We start from the raw sequence: 17,948 nt of genomic DNA on the forward strand, positions 1-17,948 counted from the left end.
GATGGCCGGCGCAGTCACGGTACGAGGTAGGTCTCTGCCCACACCACCTTGCGGGGGACGGGCCCCAGGACCACGCCTCAGCGGTCGGCGAGCGCTTCGACGATCAGCAGACCACGCCCGGACTCGGAGTCGTCGGCTGGCGGGGCGGTGTTGCCGGGCCCGACGGGCGGAAGGCGGTCACCCCGGGTGTCGGTCAGCTCGATCCGCAGAAGCGTGTCGCCGTGCACGGCCAGGCCCAGCCGGAAGTCCCTGCCCCGTACCCGGCCGTGGACGACGGCGTTGGTGGCCGGCTCGGCAACAATGTGCGCGGCAGACTCCGACGGCAGCCCCCAGGCGCGCAGATGAGCGACGGCGAGCAGCCGGGCGAGCCTCGCGCTCCGGCGGGTGGGGGGGAGGCGGGTCAGCCGATGGAACGGAGATCCGGAGTGCTTCCCTCCGATCCGCCGGCCGCCTTCAGCCGGGTCTACAGCTCCTGGTCTCCTTGCCAGGTGACTGACCTCAGCGCCGCTGGGCCACCATTCGCCAGGCCCTTGTAGGTCACGGTCCGTTCGGGGCCGAGCTCGTGCGCGACCTGTTGTGCCAGGTCATGTCCCTCGCGGAACAGCCGCTGCCACTCGTCGTCGTACTTGCCTTCCTCCCGGTCCCGCAGGTCCAGGTTCAACGTGGTGTCGATGTTCTTCGCCCACGTGTACAGACCGGCGACGAGATCGTCGGACAGGGCCAGCGCGGCGGCGGGATCGTCGGGGGCGAAGTCACCGAATCCCTCGGCGCGCAGCGGACCGAATTTGAACTCGCCCTCGACCGTGATGTGCACGGGAGGTGGCGGTGGTCTGCCGTGGCTGTCGCGCTCCCAGTGGAGACGGTCGCAGCTCCAGCACACCCACTTCGAGGTCTTGTGGCGCTCGTCCCAGTAGCACACGGCGCGCGACGGCCCTAGATGTCCGGCCAGGCGCCGGGCTGCTGTCAGGCCCTGTTTGACGTGCTTGCGCAGTTCGGGACGGGAGGTAAAGCCCTCCGGCGGCCGGGAAAGCGACCAGGAACGCAGCACGTCCGCCAGATTCGCCGGGAGTACCAGCCGGGGATCGTCCAGAGGGACGTTGCGGGTGAACGTACCGAGGTCGTCGTAGAACCCACCGGCCTGCGGTTCGTACAAGGGAGATGGTTCGCCCCGGGCCTGCACCAGCAGGTCACGCGGTTCTTCGGCAGTCATACGGGGTTTGCTCCGTTCGCGTATTCGCTGGCGCCCACGCCCACGACCACACGATGGTGGAGAAGGGCGTCGTGGTCGACCCCCGACCGTCACTGGGGTGTGACCGAGGTACGCGCCAGAGGGGCAACCAGATGATCTTGAAGCCGTGAGTGCTCGGCCCCCGTATTTCAGACGGACACGCGCGCTGTTCTGCCAGCGGCAGAACACCGGCCGGACCGGGCTCGACGATCACTACAGTCCCGTCTCATGACGACGATTACGACGCGTCCGGTCGAGTATCCGGCCGACGGTTTGACGATGATCGGGCACCTCGCGCTCCCGGCCGGTGTCGACCGTCGGCCCGCGGTGCTGCTCGGGCCGGAGGGCATGGGGCTCAGCGACGTCGAGCGCCGCCGGGCCGATGCTCTCGCCGAGCTGGGATATGTAGCGCTGGCCTTCGACCTTCACGGCGGGCACTATTTGGGCGACCCCGAGGAGATGCTGGCCCGTTGCCTGCCGCTGCTCGCTGATCCCGACCGGATGCGGGGCATCGGCCATGCGGCGCTCGACGTGTTGCGCACCGAACCGCGGACCGACCCCGACCGGATCGCCGCCGTCGGCTACGGCACCGGGGGCGCCATCGGGCTGGAACTCGGGCGCGACGGCGTCAACCTGCGCGCAATCGGGACAGTCAACGCAACTACCACGGGCCGACCGGGCGAGGCGGCGCGCATTCGCTGCCCGGTGTGGGCCGGGGTCGGGTCGGAAGACCCGATCATGCCGCCCGTGCAACGGAACGCGTTCACCGCCGAGATGCAGGCCGCGGGCGTCGACTGGCGCCTCTCGGTCTACGGCGGCGCCTTGCACGCCTTTCACCACCCGCCGGTCGACCACCCCATGGTCCCCGGCGTCGGCTACCACCCACAGCACGCGCAGCGAGCCTGGCGCGACGTCGTCGACCTGCTCGCCGAGTGCCTGCCCGTGACGGAGGGCCTGGGGGTATGACCCAGGCGAACACGGTGGCGCCTGGCCTGGTCGGCGTCGGGCACTGACAGTCCCCTCCCCTCAAGTCCGCACAGCAGAACCGCAAATGGGAAGATGCTCGATTGCGGTCAGGCTTCCTGCTCCGGAATGGCGAGGTCGTGTCGGTTGCCAACGGCGGCTCGACCACAGCTGGGAGGGAGGCGGTCAGCCACCATCGCCACGGCTGCCTCAGCCGTGCCAGCCTCACCGACGTACTCCACCCTGGACGGCCCGGCTACTGCAAATCCCCCGCCCTGTCGCGGAGCGACGTAAGGCACGTCCCACGTCCAGGGGTATTCGGGACACCGGCTGAAGTGCAGCTCCCACATGCCGACCCAGGGGAAGAGCTGCCGCAGGCGAGGATCGGCATAGGCGGCGCGCACCACGCAACTGTCCACGCGATCCGAGCCGAGCAGCCTTTTCCACTCCGCCTCGATGATGCCCTCTGCCGCGCCCCGTGCGTCCATAAGCGCAGGGTGTCAGAGCGGCTCGCCCGCCGAGACAGCAGGTATCGAGTCCTTCGACCTTCTCAGGCATGAGCACCCCGACTTCCACAGAAGTTGAGCCAGAACCTGAGATCGACAGCATTACCAACGGGACATCCGGGCCCGACTCCGAGGTCCTGGCGTACGTTCGAACCATGACGCACACCCTGAAGTGCCGACTGGTGGCCCAGTGAGCGGCTGGTGGGCCTATCTGGAGAAACGGACCTGCCAGGAGGTCGACGCCGACGTGGTGCGGGATCGTCGGCTACCCGCGATCACGTCTGTCTGGGAGGCGTTGCGTTCCGTTGGGGGTGGGTCTGCACGAGGCCGAGCAGGTGGTCAATGCGCGATACGAGGTCCCTGGTGACCGGGTGCAGCGCACGCCTCCTGATCCGCTCGATCTCCCATCGCTCGTAGCCCGTGCCACGGTTCTTCCTGGCCGTGTGGCGGCAGTGGAGGCGCTGTGGGACGGCGATACCGTGCACGACTGGTTCGTGCTCTTGGTCGCAGTCTTGGACTCCCCAGACGGAGAGGGGCACCTCGCGACCGTATACCGCGGCCGCGACGGCGCTCCCCCTGGCGGTGCCGCAACCAAGGCCGGCCAGGCGCTGGCCAGCCACCTTGGTGTGCCGTTCCCCTTCGCTTCCCCGAACGTCCCTGATGACGATGCCCCGCGCTGGCGGACAGTCCAGCAGTCAGCGGAAGGGCCGTGAGTCGCACAGGCGGCTGGACGTACTCAGCGGTCGTCCGTGTGCGCCCGCACGGGGTGTGGCAGTGGCTGACGCCAGTCGCCCAGCTTCGCCAGAAGGAACTGGCGGGTGAGGGAACGTATGTCGTCCCATTCCGGATCTGTGGCCAGGGCGTTGGCCCAGAGACCGACGCGGCAGGCGGTATCGATCTTGCCGAGGCGACGGCCGATAGCTCGAAGATCGCGTAGATCCGTGGGGTCGAACGCTCCGCGCTCCGCAAGTCCTTCGGAGACGTGGCAGAGGAACTCCACCTCTTCAACGACGTCCTTCGTCTCCAGCTCTCGCTCACCCAGCCAGGCAAGCTGATCCTGAGTGTCGGCTGCGAGCAGGGCCGTGAAGCGCAGAGTCCAGGTGCGCAGGTGCGCGTCGCCGAGGCTGTAGGACGGCGGGAACACGGGGCCGGGCTTGCGCTCCGCGGTGGCAAGCGTCCTCGCGTCGCAGCCGTCACCGTGGTTCGTGGCGCCCTCGTTCTCGCGAACCATTCGGATGACCCGCTTGCTTGCCGACACAGCTCTTGTCACTCGGATTACTTCTCTCTGCTCCACCGGCCGCCTTCAGCCGTGCCACCTGCCGGCTCCGCGTAGGCGCCGGAGCACGTCGCTCGGGCTACGCCCGGGGTGTGCCGTCCCAGCGCCATGAGGTCAGACGCGGGCGTCCGTGCAGTTCGGCGCGTCCGGTGGCCCACAGCAGGGTCGGCCAGGGATCCGTGGACTCCAGGGCGTTCGGAAACAGCCGGGCTAGTACCCGTGAGCACAGATCGGCGGGTGGGTTCCAGGCAAGCCCGAGCCCTTGGGTCAGGTCATGCGTGTGCACCAGGGTCTCCACGATGCCCATCGCGGCGAAGCCCTCGGGGTCGGAGACGCCGAATGCGTGGTGGGCGCGGACCTCTGGAGGAGTTGTGCGGACCATGGCGACCAGCAGTGCGCCACTCGCCTCCAGCACCTGCAACAGTCCCGTGGGCCCCGCTTCACGGTCCGCGTGAATGGCGTTCGCCGGGCCGCCGGGCCGCCGGCTCTCCCACACGAAAGGCACCTCGCCATCCAAGGGCGGTGTTCTGGGGCCCAGTTGTGCGGCGTATGCGAAGAGGTCGTCGCTGAGGTGCTCGACGGTCTCCCAGCAGTTCCATTCCAGCGAACCCGCCTTCTCGTCCCACACGGCTGGGGGCGCCTTGCGGAGGACCGCCAGAGCGAGCTGCACGGCAAGGTCGAGGTCGTCCGCGGTCACGGGGGACGGGGAAGGGCCAATCTCGGCTGATCGGGACATGGCAGGACCGTATCCCGGCTTGAAGGAGTCGAGGGAGCCACGCCCTGTCTTTGATCACGGCCCGCGCAACCCGGCGAACTCGGCCCCGGCGATTCCCCGGTGCCGAACTCTTCCAGGAGGCGCAGAGGACGCGTAGAGGAGGCGTTAGGGAGCGCGTGCCGGCCCCGCGAGCCCGGGCCGATCCCCCAAAGGCGGTCTCAGTGCATGGATCCCGGTTGGGCGGCGGATTCCAAGGATCGTCGCAATACGTGATCGCCGTTGTGTGAACGGTGAGCAGTCTGGACAGCCGCGCGGCTGACGGTTGTTCCAGGCCGGGCGCCCCGGCCGGCTCGCATGTGTCTCGGCTGGGGTTTCGCGGGCGACCGAGGGGCTGATGGACTCATGCCATGACGACATTGCTGCCCCGCATCATGCGAGCACTTGAGCAGTTCCATGCCACCCATCCCTGGGACCACAACGCCCACTACCACCGATGGATCCTGCGCCGGCTCCCCAGACGTATCAACAGGGCTCTGGATGTCGGATCAGGCAGCGGCGACCTCGCCAGACTCCTGGCCTCACAGGCCGGAACAGTGCATGGTATCGACGCCGACCCCACGATCGTCGATCGCGCGCGGGAGCTCACAGACCCCGCCGCCCCGGTGACCTTCGCTGTCGGGGACGCATTGAAGGAGGTGCCGCCCGGCCCCTACGACGTCATCACATGCGTCGCCACCATCCACCACATGCCGTTCGGCGACGCCCTCACCTGCTTCCGCCAGCACCTGGCGCCCGGCGGAACTCTGGTCGTCGTCGGCGTCTATCGCCCGCAACCTCGGAGCGACTACCTGATCGACGCCGTGGCCATTCCGGCGAACGTCGCCATGGCCTGGATCAAGAACAAGGGCCGCAGGGCGCCGCGACCAGCCTCCATGACCGCCCCCACCCGCCCGGCGACTATGACCTTTGCGGATATCGTTCGCGGCGCCCACGAGGCGCTACCCGGTTCACGACTGCGCCGACGACTGTTCTGGCGTTACACGCTGGTATGGCACCGGCACTAGACCGGCGTCCGCGCCCACGTCATGCAGCGCATCCTCGACTCGACCGCGGCGATATGCGATATGGCTCAACGACCACGCCGGGCAGAACGACCACGCAGGACAGGACGTCCTACGCTCGCCGACCCCGTTCGGTCACTGCCGTTCGCCGTCATTCGATCGAGGCGTCTGACAGCGAACCCGGTCGATCTGGCTTCCCTATCGGTGAACCTGGTCGCCTTTCGGCCCGATGCCGTTGATCCTGGCCGGAGTTCCGTCCGGGGCGTACGCGTGGTGGAAGGTGAAGGCGTGCGGCGCGGAGCCGTGGTCGTGGAGGTGTTCCAGCCTGGAAACCCCGTCCTGCCAGGTGGGTGTCACGCCGTCGGAGACCCACCAGAGCACGTGACTCGGGTGTCCTGTCCTCTCGAACCAGTCGTAACGCCTGTTCAGCGCCTCACGGTGCAGACCGGTATAGATGGCGTCGAAGGCGGGGTGCAGGTCGGTCCAGAGTGAGAGGGTCGCGGCCAGGGCGGTGGTTTCCACCGTATGGCCCTTGCCGTACCAGGTCGGTACAGCGAACTCTCCCCATATACCCCAGTCCGCCCCGAAGAGCTCGCCCAGGTCGCCGTTTGCCGCTTCGGCATGCGCGAGGTATCCGGGGTGCTGACTGATCTTCCGGTAGACGGCCTCACCGATGTCGTAGAACTCGCGCGTGAGGGGGGTGGGATCGGCGAGAGGTGACTTCAGGACGCCGAATGTGTACAGAACAAGATGGGGCATGCGTCTCTCCCTGGTTGGGGGTGCCTGGTGTGGGCCCGGTTCGGTGCCTTACGCATGGGGGCGGGGAATCGTGGGGCATGACCAACTCGTCGCGTCACGGGTGGCTCAGCCTGAAGGAACCCCTGTGCGGCCGTGGGCGACCGCTGAAGACCAGGTGAAGGTAGCTGCCTCTGCGGTCCATGTCGAAGTTGCGCTTTCCCCGTCCAAGTGGCTCCGTGCACACGTCCTTACGGGAACTGGGGTGGGTGTCGCGACGGCCGCTGGAACGGAAGTGGTCGAGTACAGACGGAAGTGGCCGAGTGCAGGCGTTACCCCGCCAGTGGGGCCCTGCGGTCGAGGAAGGTCCTTACTGTCGCGCCCAGTTCAGCCTGATGCGTGATGTAGAAGTCGTGGTGGCCGTCGATCGTCACGACTTCCGTGCCGGGCCGGCGACGGATCATCTCCTCTGCGTGCCGGCGCGGGACGACCGCGCTGTGTCTGCCCCGTACGACCATCAGCGGCTGCTTGGCGCCGGTGAAGTCGTCCCACCAGTCGCCTCGGACCGCGGCCTTGGCGGCCTGGATCTCGTCGGCCCGCCACAGGAATCGCCAGCCCTCCGGTTCCTCCACCGCGCTCTCGGTGAAGTGCCGGGGCTCGTCCACGAACGCGAGCGCGTCCAGCATCGCGCACATGCTCGGGAAGTGCGTCGGGAGCGCGCGCAGCTGATCGTCGCCCAGCGATGCCCGGTATTCCGCCGGGAAGTCCAGCACGACCACGGCCGAGACCAGTTCCGGTCGCCTCGCGGCCAGTTGGTATGCGGTGATGCCGCCCAGCGAGTGTCCGACGGCCGCGACGGGGCCGAGTCCGAGGTGTTCGACGAGCGCTGCCGCGTCGGCGATGTAGCCATCGCGACCGTGGTCGTCGGGGTGGTCGGAGAGGCCGTGTCCGCGCTGGTCGAGTGCGATGAGCCGGTAGCCGGGTCCGAGGTGGGTGGCGAGCCCGAGCATGGAACGGCCGCGTCCGTAGGCGCCGTGCAGTGCGAGGACGGGGCGGCCTGCGCCGCCCAGGTCGATATAGGCGAGCCGTATGCCGTCCGGAGTGTGGAAGTGCCGCGTGGTTGCCGTCGTCATGGTTTTGACTCTAACAGAGGTAACTCTATTCGAGTTAAAGTTCCCGATGCGGCTACCCTGGGCAGCCACGACGACCGCGAAGTACGCACCCCGGAGGCCCGGTGCTCACCCTCTGCATCCTCGGATTCCTCAACGAGGAGCCCCTTCACGCGTACGACCTGCGTGCCCGCATCTCCGGGCTCAGCGGCCACGTGCGTCCCGTGAGCGACGGCGCCCTCTACCCCGCGATCAAGCGCCTGGAAGCCGCCGGACACCTCACCCGCCACACCGAGCCCGGTGAACGGGCCACTCCTCGCCAGGTCCTCTCCCTCACCGAATCCGGCCGCGCCGAACTCATGCGCCGTCTGCGCGAGCCCGCCGAACTCGAAGTCACCGACCGCAATTCCTTCTTCATCCTGCTCGCCTTCCTCGGCCAGTTGCCGAGCCCCGCCGACCAGGTGCACGTACTACGTCGACGCCTCGCTTTCATGGACGAGCCCGGCAGCTACTTCTACGAGGACGGCCGCCCGCTGCGCGCCCGCGAGATGACCGACCGCTTCCGCCGCGGGATGCTCCAACTCGCCCACGCCACCAGCAAGGCCGACCACGCCTGGCTGGAGCGCACCATCGCCGAGCTGGCACAGCCCACTCGGTAGGGCCTCGTGAGGCAGCGGCACCGTCTGCTGATTCCGGCGGGTCAGCACCTCTGACGGCGTTCGCCCACGATGGTTCAGGCGACGAACAGGCGTTCAGGCTACGAGCAGGCGGAGGCCGAGCTCTGCCGTGTCGAGATCGACGAGGTCACTGTTGCGCTCGGCCCACCGGCCCGAGGAAAGGTCGTCGCGGAGCCCGTTCACGGCCCGCTGTTCTGCCTCCGGCCCGACTCTGGTCCACACCGACACCGCGCGGCGCACATGTTCGTCCAGATACGCCTCGGGCCTGCACCAGCAGGCCTCCAGGAAGCCGTCGGCGCAGTCCCACGGGATGAGCACCGGCTCCATGCGGGCTCCGATCGAGCGGGCCGGCTGGTCAACCGAGGGGCGGCCGGCGACGAGGCCGGCGACCTCAGGCAGGTAGTCGCGGGTGAGCCAGAACCGGTGACGCCAGCCGTTGTCACTGGCGTCGTGTGTGAACACCACTACGCGGCGGGCCACGCGCCGCATCTCACACAGCCCGGCGATCGGGTCGTGCCAGTGATGAACGGTGCTGAAGGCCATCGCGGCGTCGAAGGACTGGTCCTCGAACGGGAGGTTCTCCGCACCGGCGGCCACACACGGCGCCGCGCCCACGGGACGCTGTGTCCGCATGACCGCCGCCGACGGTTCCGCCGCGGTCACGTTGCGGTCGGGGGGCTCGTAGGAGCCGGTGCCGGCCCCGACGTTCAGTACGGTCCGTGCGTCCCCGAGTGCGTCCCATACCCGCGCGGCGATCCGCGGCTCGGTGCGCCGCGTCGCCGGGTAAGCGGACCCGATGACCTCGTACAAATGCGCCCCGAACGACCTGAGTTGGTCCTCTGATGTCGTCCTGACACCCATCGCCCGTGCCCTCAATTCCGTGTCTATGGCTGCCACCATGGCAGCGGCGCGATCGCACTGTTCCAGCAGCAGGCCACGCAGCCGGTGCAGGTGCGCGACCGCGTTGGTGCCCGGGTCGTCAATCAGATCCGCGCGTTGTCCCGGTGGACCTTCGCCGCATCCGCTGCGGCCTTGGCCTGCAGCTCGGCGCTGTGCGCCGCTTCCTTACGGAACTCCGCCTTCACCTGCGCGGCCTGGGCGAGCGCCCGCTGCGCGATGGTCTCGCTGTCCCCACCGGACGCGCGGGTGGCGGCCTCGGCGGTCTCGCCCGCCTTCACCATCGCCGCAAGAGCGGCAGATGCCCCCTGGGTGACCTGCGCCTTCTGCTCTCCGACCAGCAGGCCACGGCCCCGTGGCGCGCCGTTCTTGTCCGCGACGGCGTACGCGTCGGTCTCGGCCGTGTCCGAGGTCGTGGCGGCCGTCTTCGCCGCTGCGGCCTGCACTTTGAGGGCGGCGAGCTGCTTCTTCGCGGCCGCCTGGGCGTCGGTGACGCCCTTGGTGGCCTGGTCGAACTGTGCCTTCGGCGGAACCTGACCGGTGTGCCCGGACGGCTTGATGTCGAACTGCTGCGCAGCGGTGTTGTTGCACGTGTACAGCTGCGAGTTGAGGCCGTCGGCGAACGTGTGCAGGTCGAGGCACTTGCCGGTACCGACGTTCTTCAGGCTCGTAGTGGCGTGGCGGTTGTACTCCCAGGTCTGCGCCGGGTTTTCGTGGCACCCCCAGATCTGGATCTGCGTGCCGTTGACCGCGGCGTTCCCGTTCACGTCGAGGCACTTGTTGGAGTTCACGTTCTGCAGGTGAAGACCCACATCGTCGCCGTACACCCGCCACGCCTGCGCCGCGGAACCGTTGCACGTGTACACCTGGACCGGGGTGCCGTCGGTCTTCGCGGCACTCTGCACGTCCAGGCATTTGCCCTTCGCCGCGTGCACCTCGATCACCCCCGGGGCGTCGCCGATCCATCCGGCACCGCCCGGCGACCAGTAGTCCTGCCAGCGGGCGAGATGGTCAGCGATCCAGGACTGGCCCAGCAGCTCGCCCAGCGCCTTGGCCCCGGTGGCGAGGGCGGCGTTCGCGTCCAGGACCTGGTTGCGCTGCACCTGCTGGGAGGCGATCTCCTGCTGCCACTCCGCGGCAGCAGTGGCCGATATGCCTCCGAGCACCTTGTCCGGATCGACCGGGTCACGCCACGCACAGCCGGCGAACCGGGACTTCAGATCCTCGACGGCGATCCGGTACTCCGCGCTTCCCGGTTGCGGAGCCGTGTGGGGGAAGCCGCCGGACGCAAGGAAGATGCGAGCGTCGTCCGCGCCCGCGCTCCCGGCCGGCTCTCCCTGCAGCCATTCGAAAACATCGTGTTCGGCAACCGCACGGTCCCAGTCGTCTTTCGACAGGCCGGTGGGGTCGGGGTCCTTGCCGTAGAGCGGAGCGCCGACGGCGTTCACTGCCTTCAGCGTCTTCGCATCGGCCTGGGGGGTGGAGTCCTGGTAGAAGTCGCTCTCGTTCTTCCAGAAGCGGTCGGCGATCCAGGGGCTCAGACCCGTCTGGGAGTAGAAGTCGTCCGTCCCGCTCCCGGGTGATCCCGGAGGCCACTGGAAGTCGGCGTCGGTGAAACCGGCCGGGCTCTCCAGGCCCGAGAGCGGCTTCTGCCACGCGCCCGGCCGGGCGCCAAGGGTGTCCAGTTCCTTGCCCGCCGCCTCGCGGTCCGCCGTGTACGCGGTGGCGAGCGGAGTCTTCTGCCAGTACTGCCGGTCGGCCAGTACCCGCAGCTGGTCCGGGGTCTGGTTGAGGCCACCCTGTGTGGTCTTGGCCATCGACGGGCCGCCCAGACGCAGCACATCGCCCATCAAGCACTGGTCCTGACGGAGCTGTTCGGCAACCGTGTCCTCGTACTAGTCGTACGAGTCACTCGCCGACTCGGCACTCCGTCCGAGATCCAGCAGGTCCGGGCGCACGGTCAGTCCGCCGAGAACGGCGAGGGCGGCCACGGACGTGACCACCGGGGTCAGGATTCCGGATCTTCGAAATCCGGGCATACGGAACCACGGTCCTGGGCGCAACGGAGTATCCCTTCGGAGGTGATGGGCACACCGAAGGGAGGCAGGAGGGACCGCGCTTGGAAGAAGCGGGCCTCCTCAGGCGCTGTGTGCGGCACCCCCCCCGGAATGCCAGTTCGGTCAACGCCACCGGCGGGGTGCGTCAAGATCCCCGCCGAGGCGCGGAACGCGCCATAGGCACAGGTCAACGGACTGCTGCAAGCGATGACTACGGCGTTGACTCGATCGCATCAGCGAGTAGATGGACCTCTGTGAACGGGTAACTCCCGTGCGCACACTACGGATTAGCTGTGAGAAGGTTGTGAAGGGTGTGTGAGGTGAAAGCCTGGGTCCGGGGACGGAACTGACCGAAAATCGATCTCTTGCGAGCGGGAATCCCACGCCGCTCACCGCGCCTCCCGATGACGCCCTCGCGTGCCCGGCCCGGCCCCGGCCGCCCTACTTCGCCAGCAGCCCCGAGCTGACCCACAGCCTGCGCCCCGCGCCCCGCAGTACGCCGATGTCGTCCAGGAAGTCCGTCAGCCGCTTGGCGCCGCTCTGCATGACCTCCGCGCGGTGGCCGCTCGCCTTGACCTGGGCGACGGCCTCGCGGCGGTCCAGGCCGGTGTTCGTGTACACCTGGGGGTTGATGAAGCAGGTGGAGAAGACCCGCGCCGCCTCGCCGCAGCTGAGCCTCGTGAAGTGCTGTTCCCAGCGCGGCGCGGTGACCATCTGGCGGCGCAACTCCTCCCGTGCGTAACGGACATGGCGCGCCTCCTCGACCACATGGATCCGGGTCACCCCGCGGACCAGGGTCTGTACGCGCTCGTCGGGGAAGGTCAGCCGCTGCATGTAGTCGAGGATCTCCTCGCCCAGCAGGGTCGCCGCGAAGGAACCGGGGGTGGTCGAGACGGTCTTCAGTACCCGCGCCAGGTTGTGGTACATCCGCGGGACCGGGTACGACGGCGCCCCGCCCTTCTGGATCATCCTGGCGAACATCATCGAGTGCCGGCACTCGTCGGCTATCTCGGTGAGCGCGTACCTCACGTGATTGCTGGTCACCGACTTGTCGTAGATGTGCCGGACGAGCAGCTGCATCAGGATGATCTCGAACCAGATGCCGAGCGAGGCGAGCGAGGCCGCTTCGTGCCGGGCGAGCTCCATCCGCTGGTCCTCGGACATCTTCCGCCAGAGCGGGGTGTCGTAGAGCGATACGAGCTCGGGCGGCCAGAACCACTTGCCGTCCTCGACGGGGGCCACCCAGTCCAGTTCCTTGTCCGGGTCGAAGGAGTGCTTGGCGGACGATTCGAGGAGGCGCTCGGCCACTTGTTCGCGGTCCCTGAGCAGGCCGAGGGCGTCACGGAGCACTTCGCGTTCGGTCGCTGTCGTCATCTCTGAGGTACCTCGCGCTTGGGGTTACCGGTGGTCACCTCTTATAAGACTGCTTGTCAGTAAGATGGTCAATCCCTTGCGCGCGACTTGTTGACCCGGCGTCTACCAACGTGTGAGCCTGCCAGGTATGTCGACGCATGAGCTCTATACCAAGGGACCGGCCGAGCCCAACTGGCAGATACCCGCGTCGGGTTCGGCCCGGTTCAGCTGGGAGTACGACGAAGGGCGCGACCGGCTCCTCGCCCTGTACCAGAAGGGCAAGGACAAGCAGTGGGACGGCGCGAAGCGCATCGACTGGTCGCTCGAAGTGGACCCGTACGACCCGCTCGGTACGCCCGACGAGGCGATGACCCTGTACGGAACGCCCCACTGGGCGAAGATGACCGAACGCGACCGGGGCGAGCTGCGCAAGCACTACACGTCCTGGCAGTTCAGCCAGTTCCTCCACGGTGAGCAGGGCGCGATGGTGTGCGCGGCCCGGATCGTGGAGTCCGCACCCGACATGGACGCCAAGTTCTACTCGGCCACCCAGACCATGGACGAGGCCAGGCACGCCGAGATATACGGCCGCTTCCTGCACGAGAAGATCGGGATGCTCTACCCGATCAACGACAATCTCCAGGCCCTGCTCGGCGACACCCTGCGCGACTCCCGCTGGGACATGCCGTACCTGGGGATGCAGGTCCTCATCGAAGGTCTGGCGCTCGCCGCCTTCGGCATGATCCGCGACACCACCGACAAGCCGCTGCCCAAGCAGATCCTGGCGTACGTGATGCAGGACGAGGCCCGCCACGTGGCCTTCGGGCGGATGGCGCTCCGCGACTACTACAAGCAGCTGACCGACGCCGAACTGCGGGAGCGTGAGGAGTTCGTCATCGAGGGCTGCTACCTGATGCGCGACCGGCTGCGCGGCGTGGAGGTCCTGGAGAACTTCGGCATCGCGAAGAAGGAGGCCGAGGAGCTCTCGGAGCAGTCCGAATTCCTCACGCTCTTCCGGCAGTTGCTGTTCAGTCGGATCGTCCCGTGCGTCAAGGACATCGGCCTCTGGGGCAAGCGGCTGCAGAAGGCGTACGTCGACATGGGCGTCTTCGAGATGGGCAACTCGAACCTGGACCTGCTGATGTCGCAGGACGAGGAGATAGCCGAGCAGCTCGACCGGGAGCGGTTCGCGCAGGAGGAGCAGGAGCGGGTCGCCGAGGTGGAGTCGGCGATCGCGGACGGAGCCTGAGGCGCTGCCGCTCCGGCGCTGGTGCTGTTGCCGCCGCTCCGCCGACGCGGGGCCGGTGCTGTTCCGGTGTCCCGTTCGGGCCGGTGCTGTTCCCGTGTCCCGTTACGGGTCGGTGCTGTCCCCGTATCCCGTATCCCGTATCCCGTTACGCGCCGGCGTCGGCGCCGTCCCCGTCTCCCGTCACAGGCCAGAGCCCTCCGGGCCTCCCAGGCCTTCCAGGTCATCGAGGTCATCCAGATCGTCCAGGTCCACGGACCACTGCTGGGGCTGCGCCTGTGGCCCGGTGAGGAGTTGCTCGGCCCAGATGATCTTTCCGTGCGGCGGATACCGAGTGCCCCAGCGCTCCGCGAACTGCGCGACGAGATAGAGCCCGCGCCCGCCCTCGTCCATAGCCGCCGCCCGCTTCAGATGCGGTGAGGTGCTGCTGCTGTCGGCGACCTCGCAGGTCAGGGTCGCACTGTGGAGCAGCCGCACGTGGATCGGGGCGGTGCCGTAGCGGACCGCGTTGGTGAGCAGTTCGCTCAGGATGAGCTCGGTGTTGAACGCGATCTCGTCCAGGCCCCATTCGCCGAGTCTGCGGGCCGCCTCGGACCGTACCGTGGCGACCGCCGCCGGATCGGCCTCCAGCTCCCAGTCCGCGACCGACGACGGGTCGAGCAGCCGGGTCCTGGCCACGAGGAGGGCGACGTCGTCCTCCCGGTGCGAGGGCGACAGCGCGTCGAACACGCTCCGGCACATCTCCTGCGGCTCCGTGTCGAGCCCGGCCTGTTCCTCCAGGGTGGTGCGCAGCAGTTCAAGGCCCACATCGATGTCCCGGCCGCGCTCCTCCACCAGGCCGTCGGTGTACAGCACCAGGCTGCTCCCGGCGGCCAGGTCGAGCACCGCGGTCTCGAAGGGCAGGCTGGCGGTGCCCAGCGGCGGACCCAGCGGGACGGCCGGGAACCGCGCCGTTCCGTCGGGGCCGACGAGCGCCGGGCCGAGGTGGCCGGCGCTGGCCACCGTGCAGCGGCCCGACACGGACTCGTAGACCGCGTACATACAGGTGGCCCCGGTGACGACCGTGCCGTCACCCAGCGAGCTGTTCCCCTCGTCCATGGTGAGGACCAGGTCGTTGAGATGGCCCAGGATCTCGTCTGGGGACAGATCCAGCGAGGAGAAGTTGTGGACGGCCGTACGGAGCCGGCCCATGGTCACGGCGGCGTGCAGGCCGTGCCCCACGACATCGCCGATGACCAGCGCGACCCGGGCGCCGGGCAGCGGGATGACGTCGAACCAGTCGCCGCCCACCCCGGTCCGGGCGGGAACATAGCGGTGGGCCACGTCCAGGGCCCGGTTCTCCGGCAGATCGTGGGGGAGCAGGCTCTGCTGGAGGGTGACCGCCGTGGTGTGCTCGCGGGTGAACCGGCGGGCGTTGTCGACGCTCAGCGCCGCCCGCAGGGCCAGCTCCTCGGCGAAGGAGAGGTCGTCCTCCTCGTACGGCTCACGCTCCACGGCGCGCCAGAAGCTCACCAGACCCAGCACGACCCCGCGCGCCGTGAGCGGCATCCGGATCAGCGAACCGAACCCCTCGTCGACGGCGCGCAGGCCGCCGGACGGGTCCTGCTGCCGCCAGTCGTACGCCCCGGGGAGATCGACCTCCAGAGTGGGCTCTCCGGAGGCCAGATACTGCGCCAGCGGGGTGCCGGGCACCACGTCGATCCGGGTGCCGGCCGGGTCCAGCGCATCGCTGTCGCGGACACCGCGCACGGCAGCCCGCCGCATCGAGGTGAAGGCGCCGCCGGGCTCCCCGCCGGACAGCACGGGCTCCGTCAGATCCACCGTGACGAAGTCGGCGAACCGCGGCACGGCCACTTCCGCCAGCTCCTCGGCCGTCCGCACGGCGTCCAGCGATGTGCCCACCCGCCCACTCGCGTCGTACAGCAACTGCAGCCGTTCCCGCGCCACTTCGGCGCGGCCGGTCAGGGCGCGCAGTTCGGTGGTGTCCCGCAGGGTCACCACTCTGCTGCCGAGTCCGGCGCGGGTCCGGGTGCGCCGCATATTGACCGCCAGCAGCCGGTCCCCGGTCAGGTGTACGGCGTCGGTCACCGCCTCGCCCCGGGTCAGCAGTCGCTCCATGGCCGGGGCGAGCCCGAGGTCCGCGACCCGGTCCAGCTCGGCATCGGGCGACAGGGAGAGCAGCCGGCGCGCCTCGTCGTTCGCCAGCAGGATCTGCCCGTCGCTGCCGATGATGAGCACGCCCTCGCGCACCGCGTGCAGAACGGCGTCGTTGTGCTCGTACATCCGGGTCATCTCGGCGGGTCCCAGACCGTGTGTCTGGCGGCCGAGCCGGCGGCTGACGAGCGCCGCCCCGATGGTGGCCAGGGCGAGGGCGGCCGCGGCGGTGCCGAGGAAGAGCGGCAGCCTCTGGCTGACCAGATCCGTCACATTGCTGATCTCGATCCCGGCCGCGACCAGGCCGACCACACGGCCGTGGCCGTCGAGCACGGGGGCGACGGCGCGCACGGCGTCGGACGGGGCCCCGTAGAAGACCTCGGTGAAGGGGTGCCCCGCCACGGCCCTGCTCAGATCACCTGAGGCCCGCTTGCCGATGAGCGCGCGCTGGGGGTCCGTGTAGCGGATCCCCTTGGTGTTCATCACGGTGACGAAGTCGATGTCGGCCGCTTTGCGGGCGCCCTCCGCCAGCGGCTCCAGTACGGCCGTCGGATCGCGTGAGCGCAGCGCCCGCGGCAGCCCGGGAGCGTGGGCGAATGCCTCGGCCGCGGCCAGCGAGCGGCTCCGCGCCCCGCGCACACTGTCGGACCTGGACTGCAGCACCAGCACCGCAGCGGCGGCTGCGACCAGCAGGACGATCAGCACCACCTGCATACCGAACACCTGCATGGCGAGGCTCCGGCGCAGCCCCCAGCGCGACGGGTGCGGCACGGGGCTCCGGCGGTGTGCGGTCACCCTCGTTTCATAGCATTGATCCCTTAGTGGGGCGAAGCGGACCAAGCGCTTCTTTCCGTGATCGACTCGGCGGCCCGCGCCATCTCCACCAGCGAGGCGTCCTGCCCGGGTGCCGCGACGATCTGCAGCCCCACCGGGCACCCGTCAGGCCCGAACCCTGCGGGAATGCTCGCCGCCGGATGGCCACTGAGGTTGAAAGCCCAGGTCAGCGAGGTCGAGTACCGTTCGCCCGGTCCTTCGTGGCCATGCGGCCGATTCGGTGTCACCGGTGTGAGCAGCAACGGGGTCCGGGCGAAGAGGGACGCCAGCCGGTGGTCGTTCTCCGCGCGGACCGCCGTGGCCAGGTCAGGCTGCCCGCCGCGCACCGCCAGCCAGGCGTCGCACGGGTCGAGCAGGTCGTACGAGGTGGCGTCGAGGCGTACGAGACCGGCCGCCGCCATCCGCTCCACGGCCCGCCTCGCGACCCGTTCCACCTCGTCGTCCACCGCGGCGAAGCCCAGGTCGGCCGACCATACGGCGGGCACCGGGAACTCCGGCAGGGACGGTTCGTACCGGCCCGTCACCGCGCGCAGATACGCCTGCGCCCCGTCGGCGCCGGCCGCCAGGACACCCGCCGACGCCAGCCCGGTCCTGTCCGGCGACGGCAGCAGCCCCGCCGTCGTCCTGAGGCCCAGCACGCCGCACCACGCGGCCGGTATCCGCACCGATCCCGCACCGTCGCTCCCGGTGGCCAGCGGGACCATGCCGGTGGCCACAGCCACGGCCGACCCGGCCGACGAACCGCCCGGGGTACGGTCCGGGCGCCATGGATTGCGGGTGGGACCGTGTGCGCCGAGACCCCAGGTCTGCCAGTGCGTCCCGGGCCCGGGCACCGCCGTCGAGCCGACCGGGACGGCGCCCGCGGCCCGCAGCCGCCGGGCCGCGTACCCGCGGATGCCGGACGGGCCCTTCACCGCGAACGGAACCCCGGAGAGCGGCATCCCGGAGAGCGGAACCCCGGAGCGCGGCGGCCCGCCGTCCACCGGGTGGCCCGCTGGGCCGCCCGGCGATGGGCCGCCCGGCGGCGCGTCCGGCCAGACCTCGGTGAAGGCGCTGAGCGCGGGGTCCAGCCGTGCGATCCGTCCCAGCGCTTCCGCCACCGCCGCGTTCATCGCCACCACCTGCGTCCCCCTCGTC

14 protein-coding genes and 2 pseudogenes are annotated in these 17,948 nt (G+C 69.2%); 4 read left to right on the top strand and 12 right to left on the bottom strand.

Going from position 1 to position 17,948, the window contains the following annotated elements:
• Positions 1–80 precede the first annotated feature (80 nt).
• Positions 81–440: pseudogene (locus tag OHB13_RS25740) on the bottom strand (ATP-binding protein); the annotation flags it as partial.
• A 23-nt stretch (positions 441–463) separates the two neighbouring features.
• Complete coding sequence (locus OHB13_RS25745; protein WP_328378647.1) at positions 464–1,210, bottom strand: hypothetical protein; 747 nt, start codon at positions 1,208–1,210, stop codon at positions 464–466.
• 246 nt (positions 1,211–1,456) lie between these two features.
• On the opposite strand from OHB13_RS25745, the gene OHB13_RS25750 reads away from it, so the two are divergent.
• Positions 1,457–2,194, top strand: coding sequence for a dienelactone hydrolase family protein (locus tag OHB13_RS25750; RefSeq protein ID WP_328378648.1), 738 nt, complete (start codon positions 1,457–1,459; stop codon positions 2,192–2,194).
• A gap of 107 nt (positions 2,195–2,301) precedes the next feature.
• On the opposite strand, the gene OHB13_RS25755 is transcribed toward OHB13_RS25750, so the two are convergent.
• The 3 genes from OHB13_RS25755 to OHB13_RS25765 form a co-directional block, all read right to left on the bottom strand.
• Entirely contained in the window at positions 2,302–2,679 is a 378-nt protein-coding gene (locus OHB13_RS25755) for a DUF6193 family natural product biosynthesis protein (RefSeq protein ID WP_328378649.1), read from the bottom strand.
• Positions 2,680–3,433: 754 nt separating this feature from the next.
• A complete protein-coding gene (locus OHB13_RS25760) occupies positions 3,434–3,928 on the bottom strand; it encodes a hypothetical protein (protein ID WP_328378650.1) in 495 nt (164 codons plus the stop codon).
• Positions 3,929–4,052: 124 nt separating this feature from the next.
• On the bottom strand, positions 4,053–4,709 hold the full coding sequence (locus tag OHB13_RS25765) for a DinB family protein (RefSeq protein WP_328378651.1): 657 nt from the start codon (positions 4,707–4,709) through the stop codon (positions 4,053–4,055).
• Between the two features lie 386 nt (positions 4,710–5,095).
• Between OHB13_RS25765 and OHB13_RS25770 the strand changes: the two genes are divergently transcribed.
• The gene (locus OHB13_RS25770) at positions 5,096–5,752 is read left to right on the top strand and encodes a class I SAM-dependent methyltransferase (RefSeq protein ID WP_328378652.1); all 657 of its coding nucleotides are present in this window, start codon (positions 5,096–5,098) and stop codon (positions 5,750–5,752) included.
• Between the two features lie 195 nt (positions 5,753–5,947).
• Here OHB13_RS25770 and OHB13_RS25775 read toward each other — a convergent pair whose 3' ends face one another.
• Both OHB13_RS25775 and OHB13_RS25780 read right to left on the bottom strand, forming a co-directional pair.
• On the bottom strand, positions 5,948–6,508 hold the full coding sequence (locus OHB13_RS25775; protein WP_266853103.1) for a DUF3291 domain-containing protein: 561 nt from the start codon (positions 6,506–6,508) through the stop codon (positions 5,948–5,950).
• A gap of 308 nt (positions 6,509–6,816) precedes the next feature.
• Complete coding sequence (locus OHB13_RS25780) at positions 6,817–7,617, bottom strand: alpha/beta fold hydrolase (RefSeq protein ID WP_328378653.1); 801 nt, start codon at positions 7,615–7,617, stop codon at positions 6,817–6,819.
• Between the two features lie 101 nt (positions 7,618–7,718).
• Here OHB13_RS25780 and OHB13_RS25785 point away from each other — a divergent pair, with 101 nt between their 5' ends.
• Entirely contained in the window at positions 7,719–8,252 is a 534-nt protein-coding gene (locus OHB13_RS25785; RefSeq protein ID WP_266853099.1) for a PadR family transcriptional regulator, read from the top strand.
• A gap of 93 nt (positions 8,253–8,345) precedes the next feature.
• Here OHB13_RS25785 and OHB13_RS25790 read toward each other — a convergent pair.
• From OHB13_RS25790 to OHB13_RS25800, 3 genes and pseudogenes are all read right to left on the bottom strand, one after another.
• Positions 8,346–9,263 (bottom strand): annotated as a pseudogene (locus tag OHB13_RS25790) (class I SAM-dependent methyltransferase); the annotation flags it as partial.
• Entirely contained in the window at positions 9,254–11,017 is a 1,764-nt protein-coding gene (locus OHB13_RS25795) for an RICIN domain-containing protein (protein ID WP_328378654.1), read from the bottom strand. The gene OHB13_RS25795 and the pseudogene OHB13_RS25790, both read right to left, overlap by 10 nt.
• 648 nt (positions 11,018–11,665) lie before the next feature.
• The gene (locus OHB13_RS25800) at positions 11,666–12,598 is read right to left on the bottom strand and encodes an AurF N-oxygenase family protein (RefSeq protein WP_266853088.1); all 933 of its coding nucleotides are present in this window, start codon (positions 12,596–12,598) and stop codon (positions 11,666–11,668) included.
• A 127-nt stretch (positions 12,599–12,725) separates the two neighbouring features.
• Between OHB13_RS25800 and OHB13_RS25805 the strand changes: the two genes are divergently transcribed.
• Positions 12,726–13,826, top strand: a complete 1,101-nt coding sequence (locus OHB13_RS25805; protein WP_266853086.1) for a ferritin-like domain-containing protein — start codon at positions 12,726–12,728, stop codon at positions 13,824–13,826.
• A 180-nt stretch (positions 13,827–14,006) separates the two neighbouring features.
• Here the strand turns inward: OHB13_RS25805 and OHB13_RS25810 are convergent, their stop codons facing one another.
• The gene (locus OHB13_RS25810) at positions 14,007–16,706 is read right to left on the bottom strand and encodes a SpoIIE family protein phosphatase (RefSeq protein ID WP_328380390.1); all 2,700 of its coding nucleotides are present in this window, start codon (positions 16,704–16,706) and stop codon (positions 14,007–14,009) included.
• 89 nt (positions 16,707–16,795) lie between these two features.
• Positions 16,796–17,923 (bottom strand): amidase, encoded by a 1,128-nt coding sequence (locus OHB13_RS25815; RefSeq protein ID WP_328378655.1) that lies wholly within the window; start codon positions 17,921–17,923, stop codon positions 16,796–16,798.
• Positions 17,924–17,948 lie beyond the last annotated feature (25 nt).

The organism is Streptomyces sp. NBC_00440 (genome assembly GCF_036014215.1).
Lineage (GTDB): Bacteria > Actinomycetota > Actinomycetes > Streptomycetales > Streptomycetaceae > Streptomyces.

Bases quoted from the DNA above. Each gene is read 5' to 3' on its own strand.
- OHB13_RS25810 (WP_328380390.1), bottom strand. From the start codon at position 16,706: ATGCAGGTGTTCGGTATGCAGGTGGTGCTGATCGTCCTGCTGGTCGCA.
- OHB13_RS25755 (WP_328378649.1), bottom strand. From the start codon at position 2,679: ATGGACGCACGGGGCGCGGCAGAGGGCATCATCGAGGCGGAGTGGAAA.
- OHB13_RS25765 (WP_328378651.1), bottom strand. From the start codon at position 4,709: ATGTCCCGATCAGCCGAGATTGGCCCTTCCCCGTCCCCCGTGACCGCG.
- OHB13_RS25815 (WP_328378655.1), bottom strand. From the start codon at position 17,923: ATGAACGCGGCGGTGGCGGAAGCGCTGGGACGGATCGCACGGCTGGAC.
- OHB13_RS25750 (WP_328378648.1), top strand. From the start codon at position 1,457: ATGACGACGATTACGACGCGTCCGGTCGAGTATCCGGCCGACGGTTTG.
- OHB13_RS25770 (WP_328378652.1), top strand. From the start codon at position 5,096: ATGACGACATTGCTGCCCCGCATCATGCGAGCACTTGAGCAGTTCCAT.
- OHB13_RS25805 (WP_266853086.1), top strand. From the start codon at position 12,726: ATGTCGACGCATGAGCTCTATACCAAGGGACCGGCCGAGCCCAACTGG.
- OHB13_RS25745 (WP_328378647.1), bottom strand. From the start codon at position 1,210: ATGACTGCCGAAGAACCGCGTGACCTGCTGGTGCAGGCCCGGGGCGAA.
- OHB13_RS25780 (WP_328378653.1), bottom strand. From the start codon at position 7,617: ATGACGACGGCAACCACGCGGCACTTCCACACTCCGGACGGCATACGG.
- OHB13_RS25775 (WP_266853103.1), bottom strand. From the start codon at position 6,508: ATGCCCCATCTTGTTCTGTACACATTCGGCGTCCTGAAGTCACCTCTC.
- OHB13_RS25800 (WP_266853088.1), bottom strand. From the start codon at position 12,598: ATGACGACAGCGACCGAACGCGAAGTGCTCCGTGACGCCCTCGGCCTG.
- OHB13_RS25795 (WP_328378654.1), bottom strand. From the start codon at position 11,017: ATGGGCGATGTGCTGCGTCTGGGCGGCCCGTCGATGGCCAAGACCACA.
- OHB13_RS25760 (WP_328378650.1), bottom strand. From the start codon at position 3,928: ATGGTTCGCGAGAACGAGGGCGCCACGAACCACGGTGACGGCTGCGAC.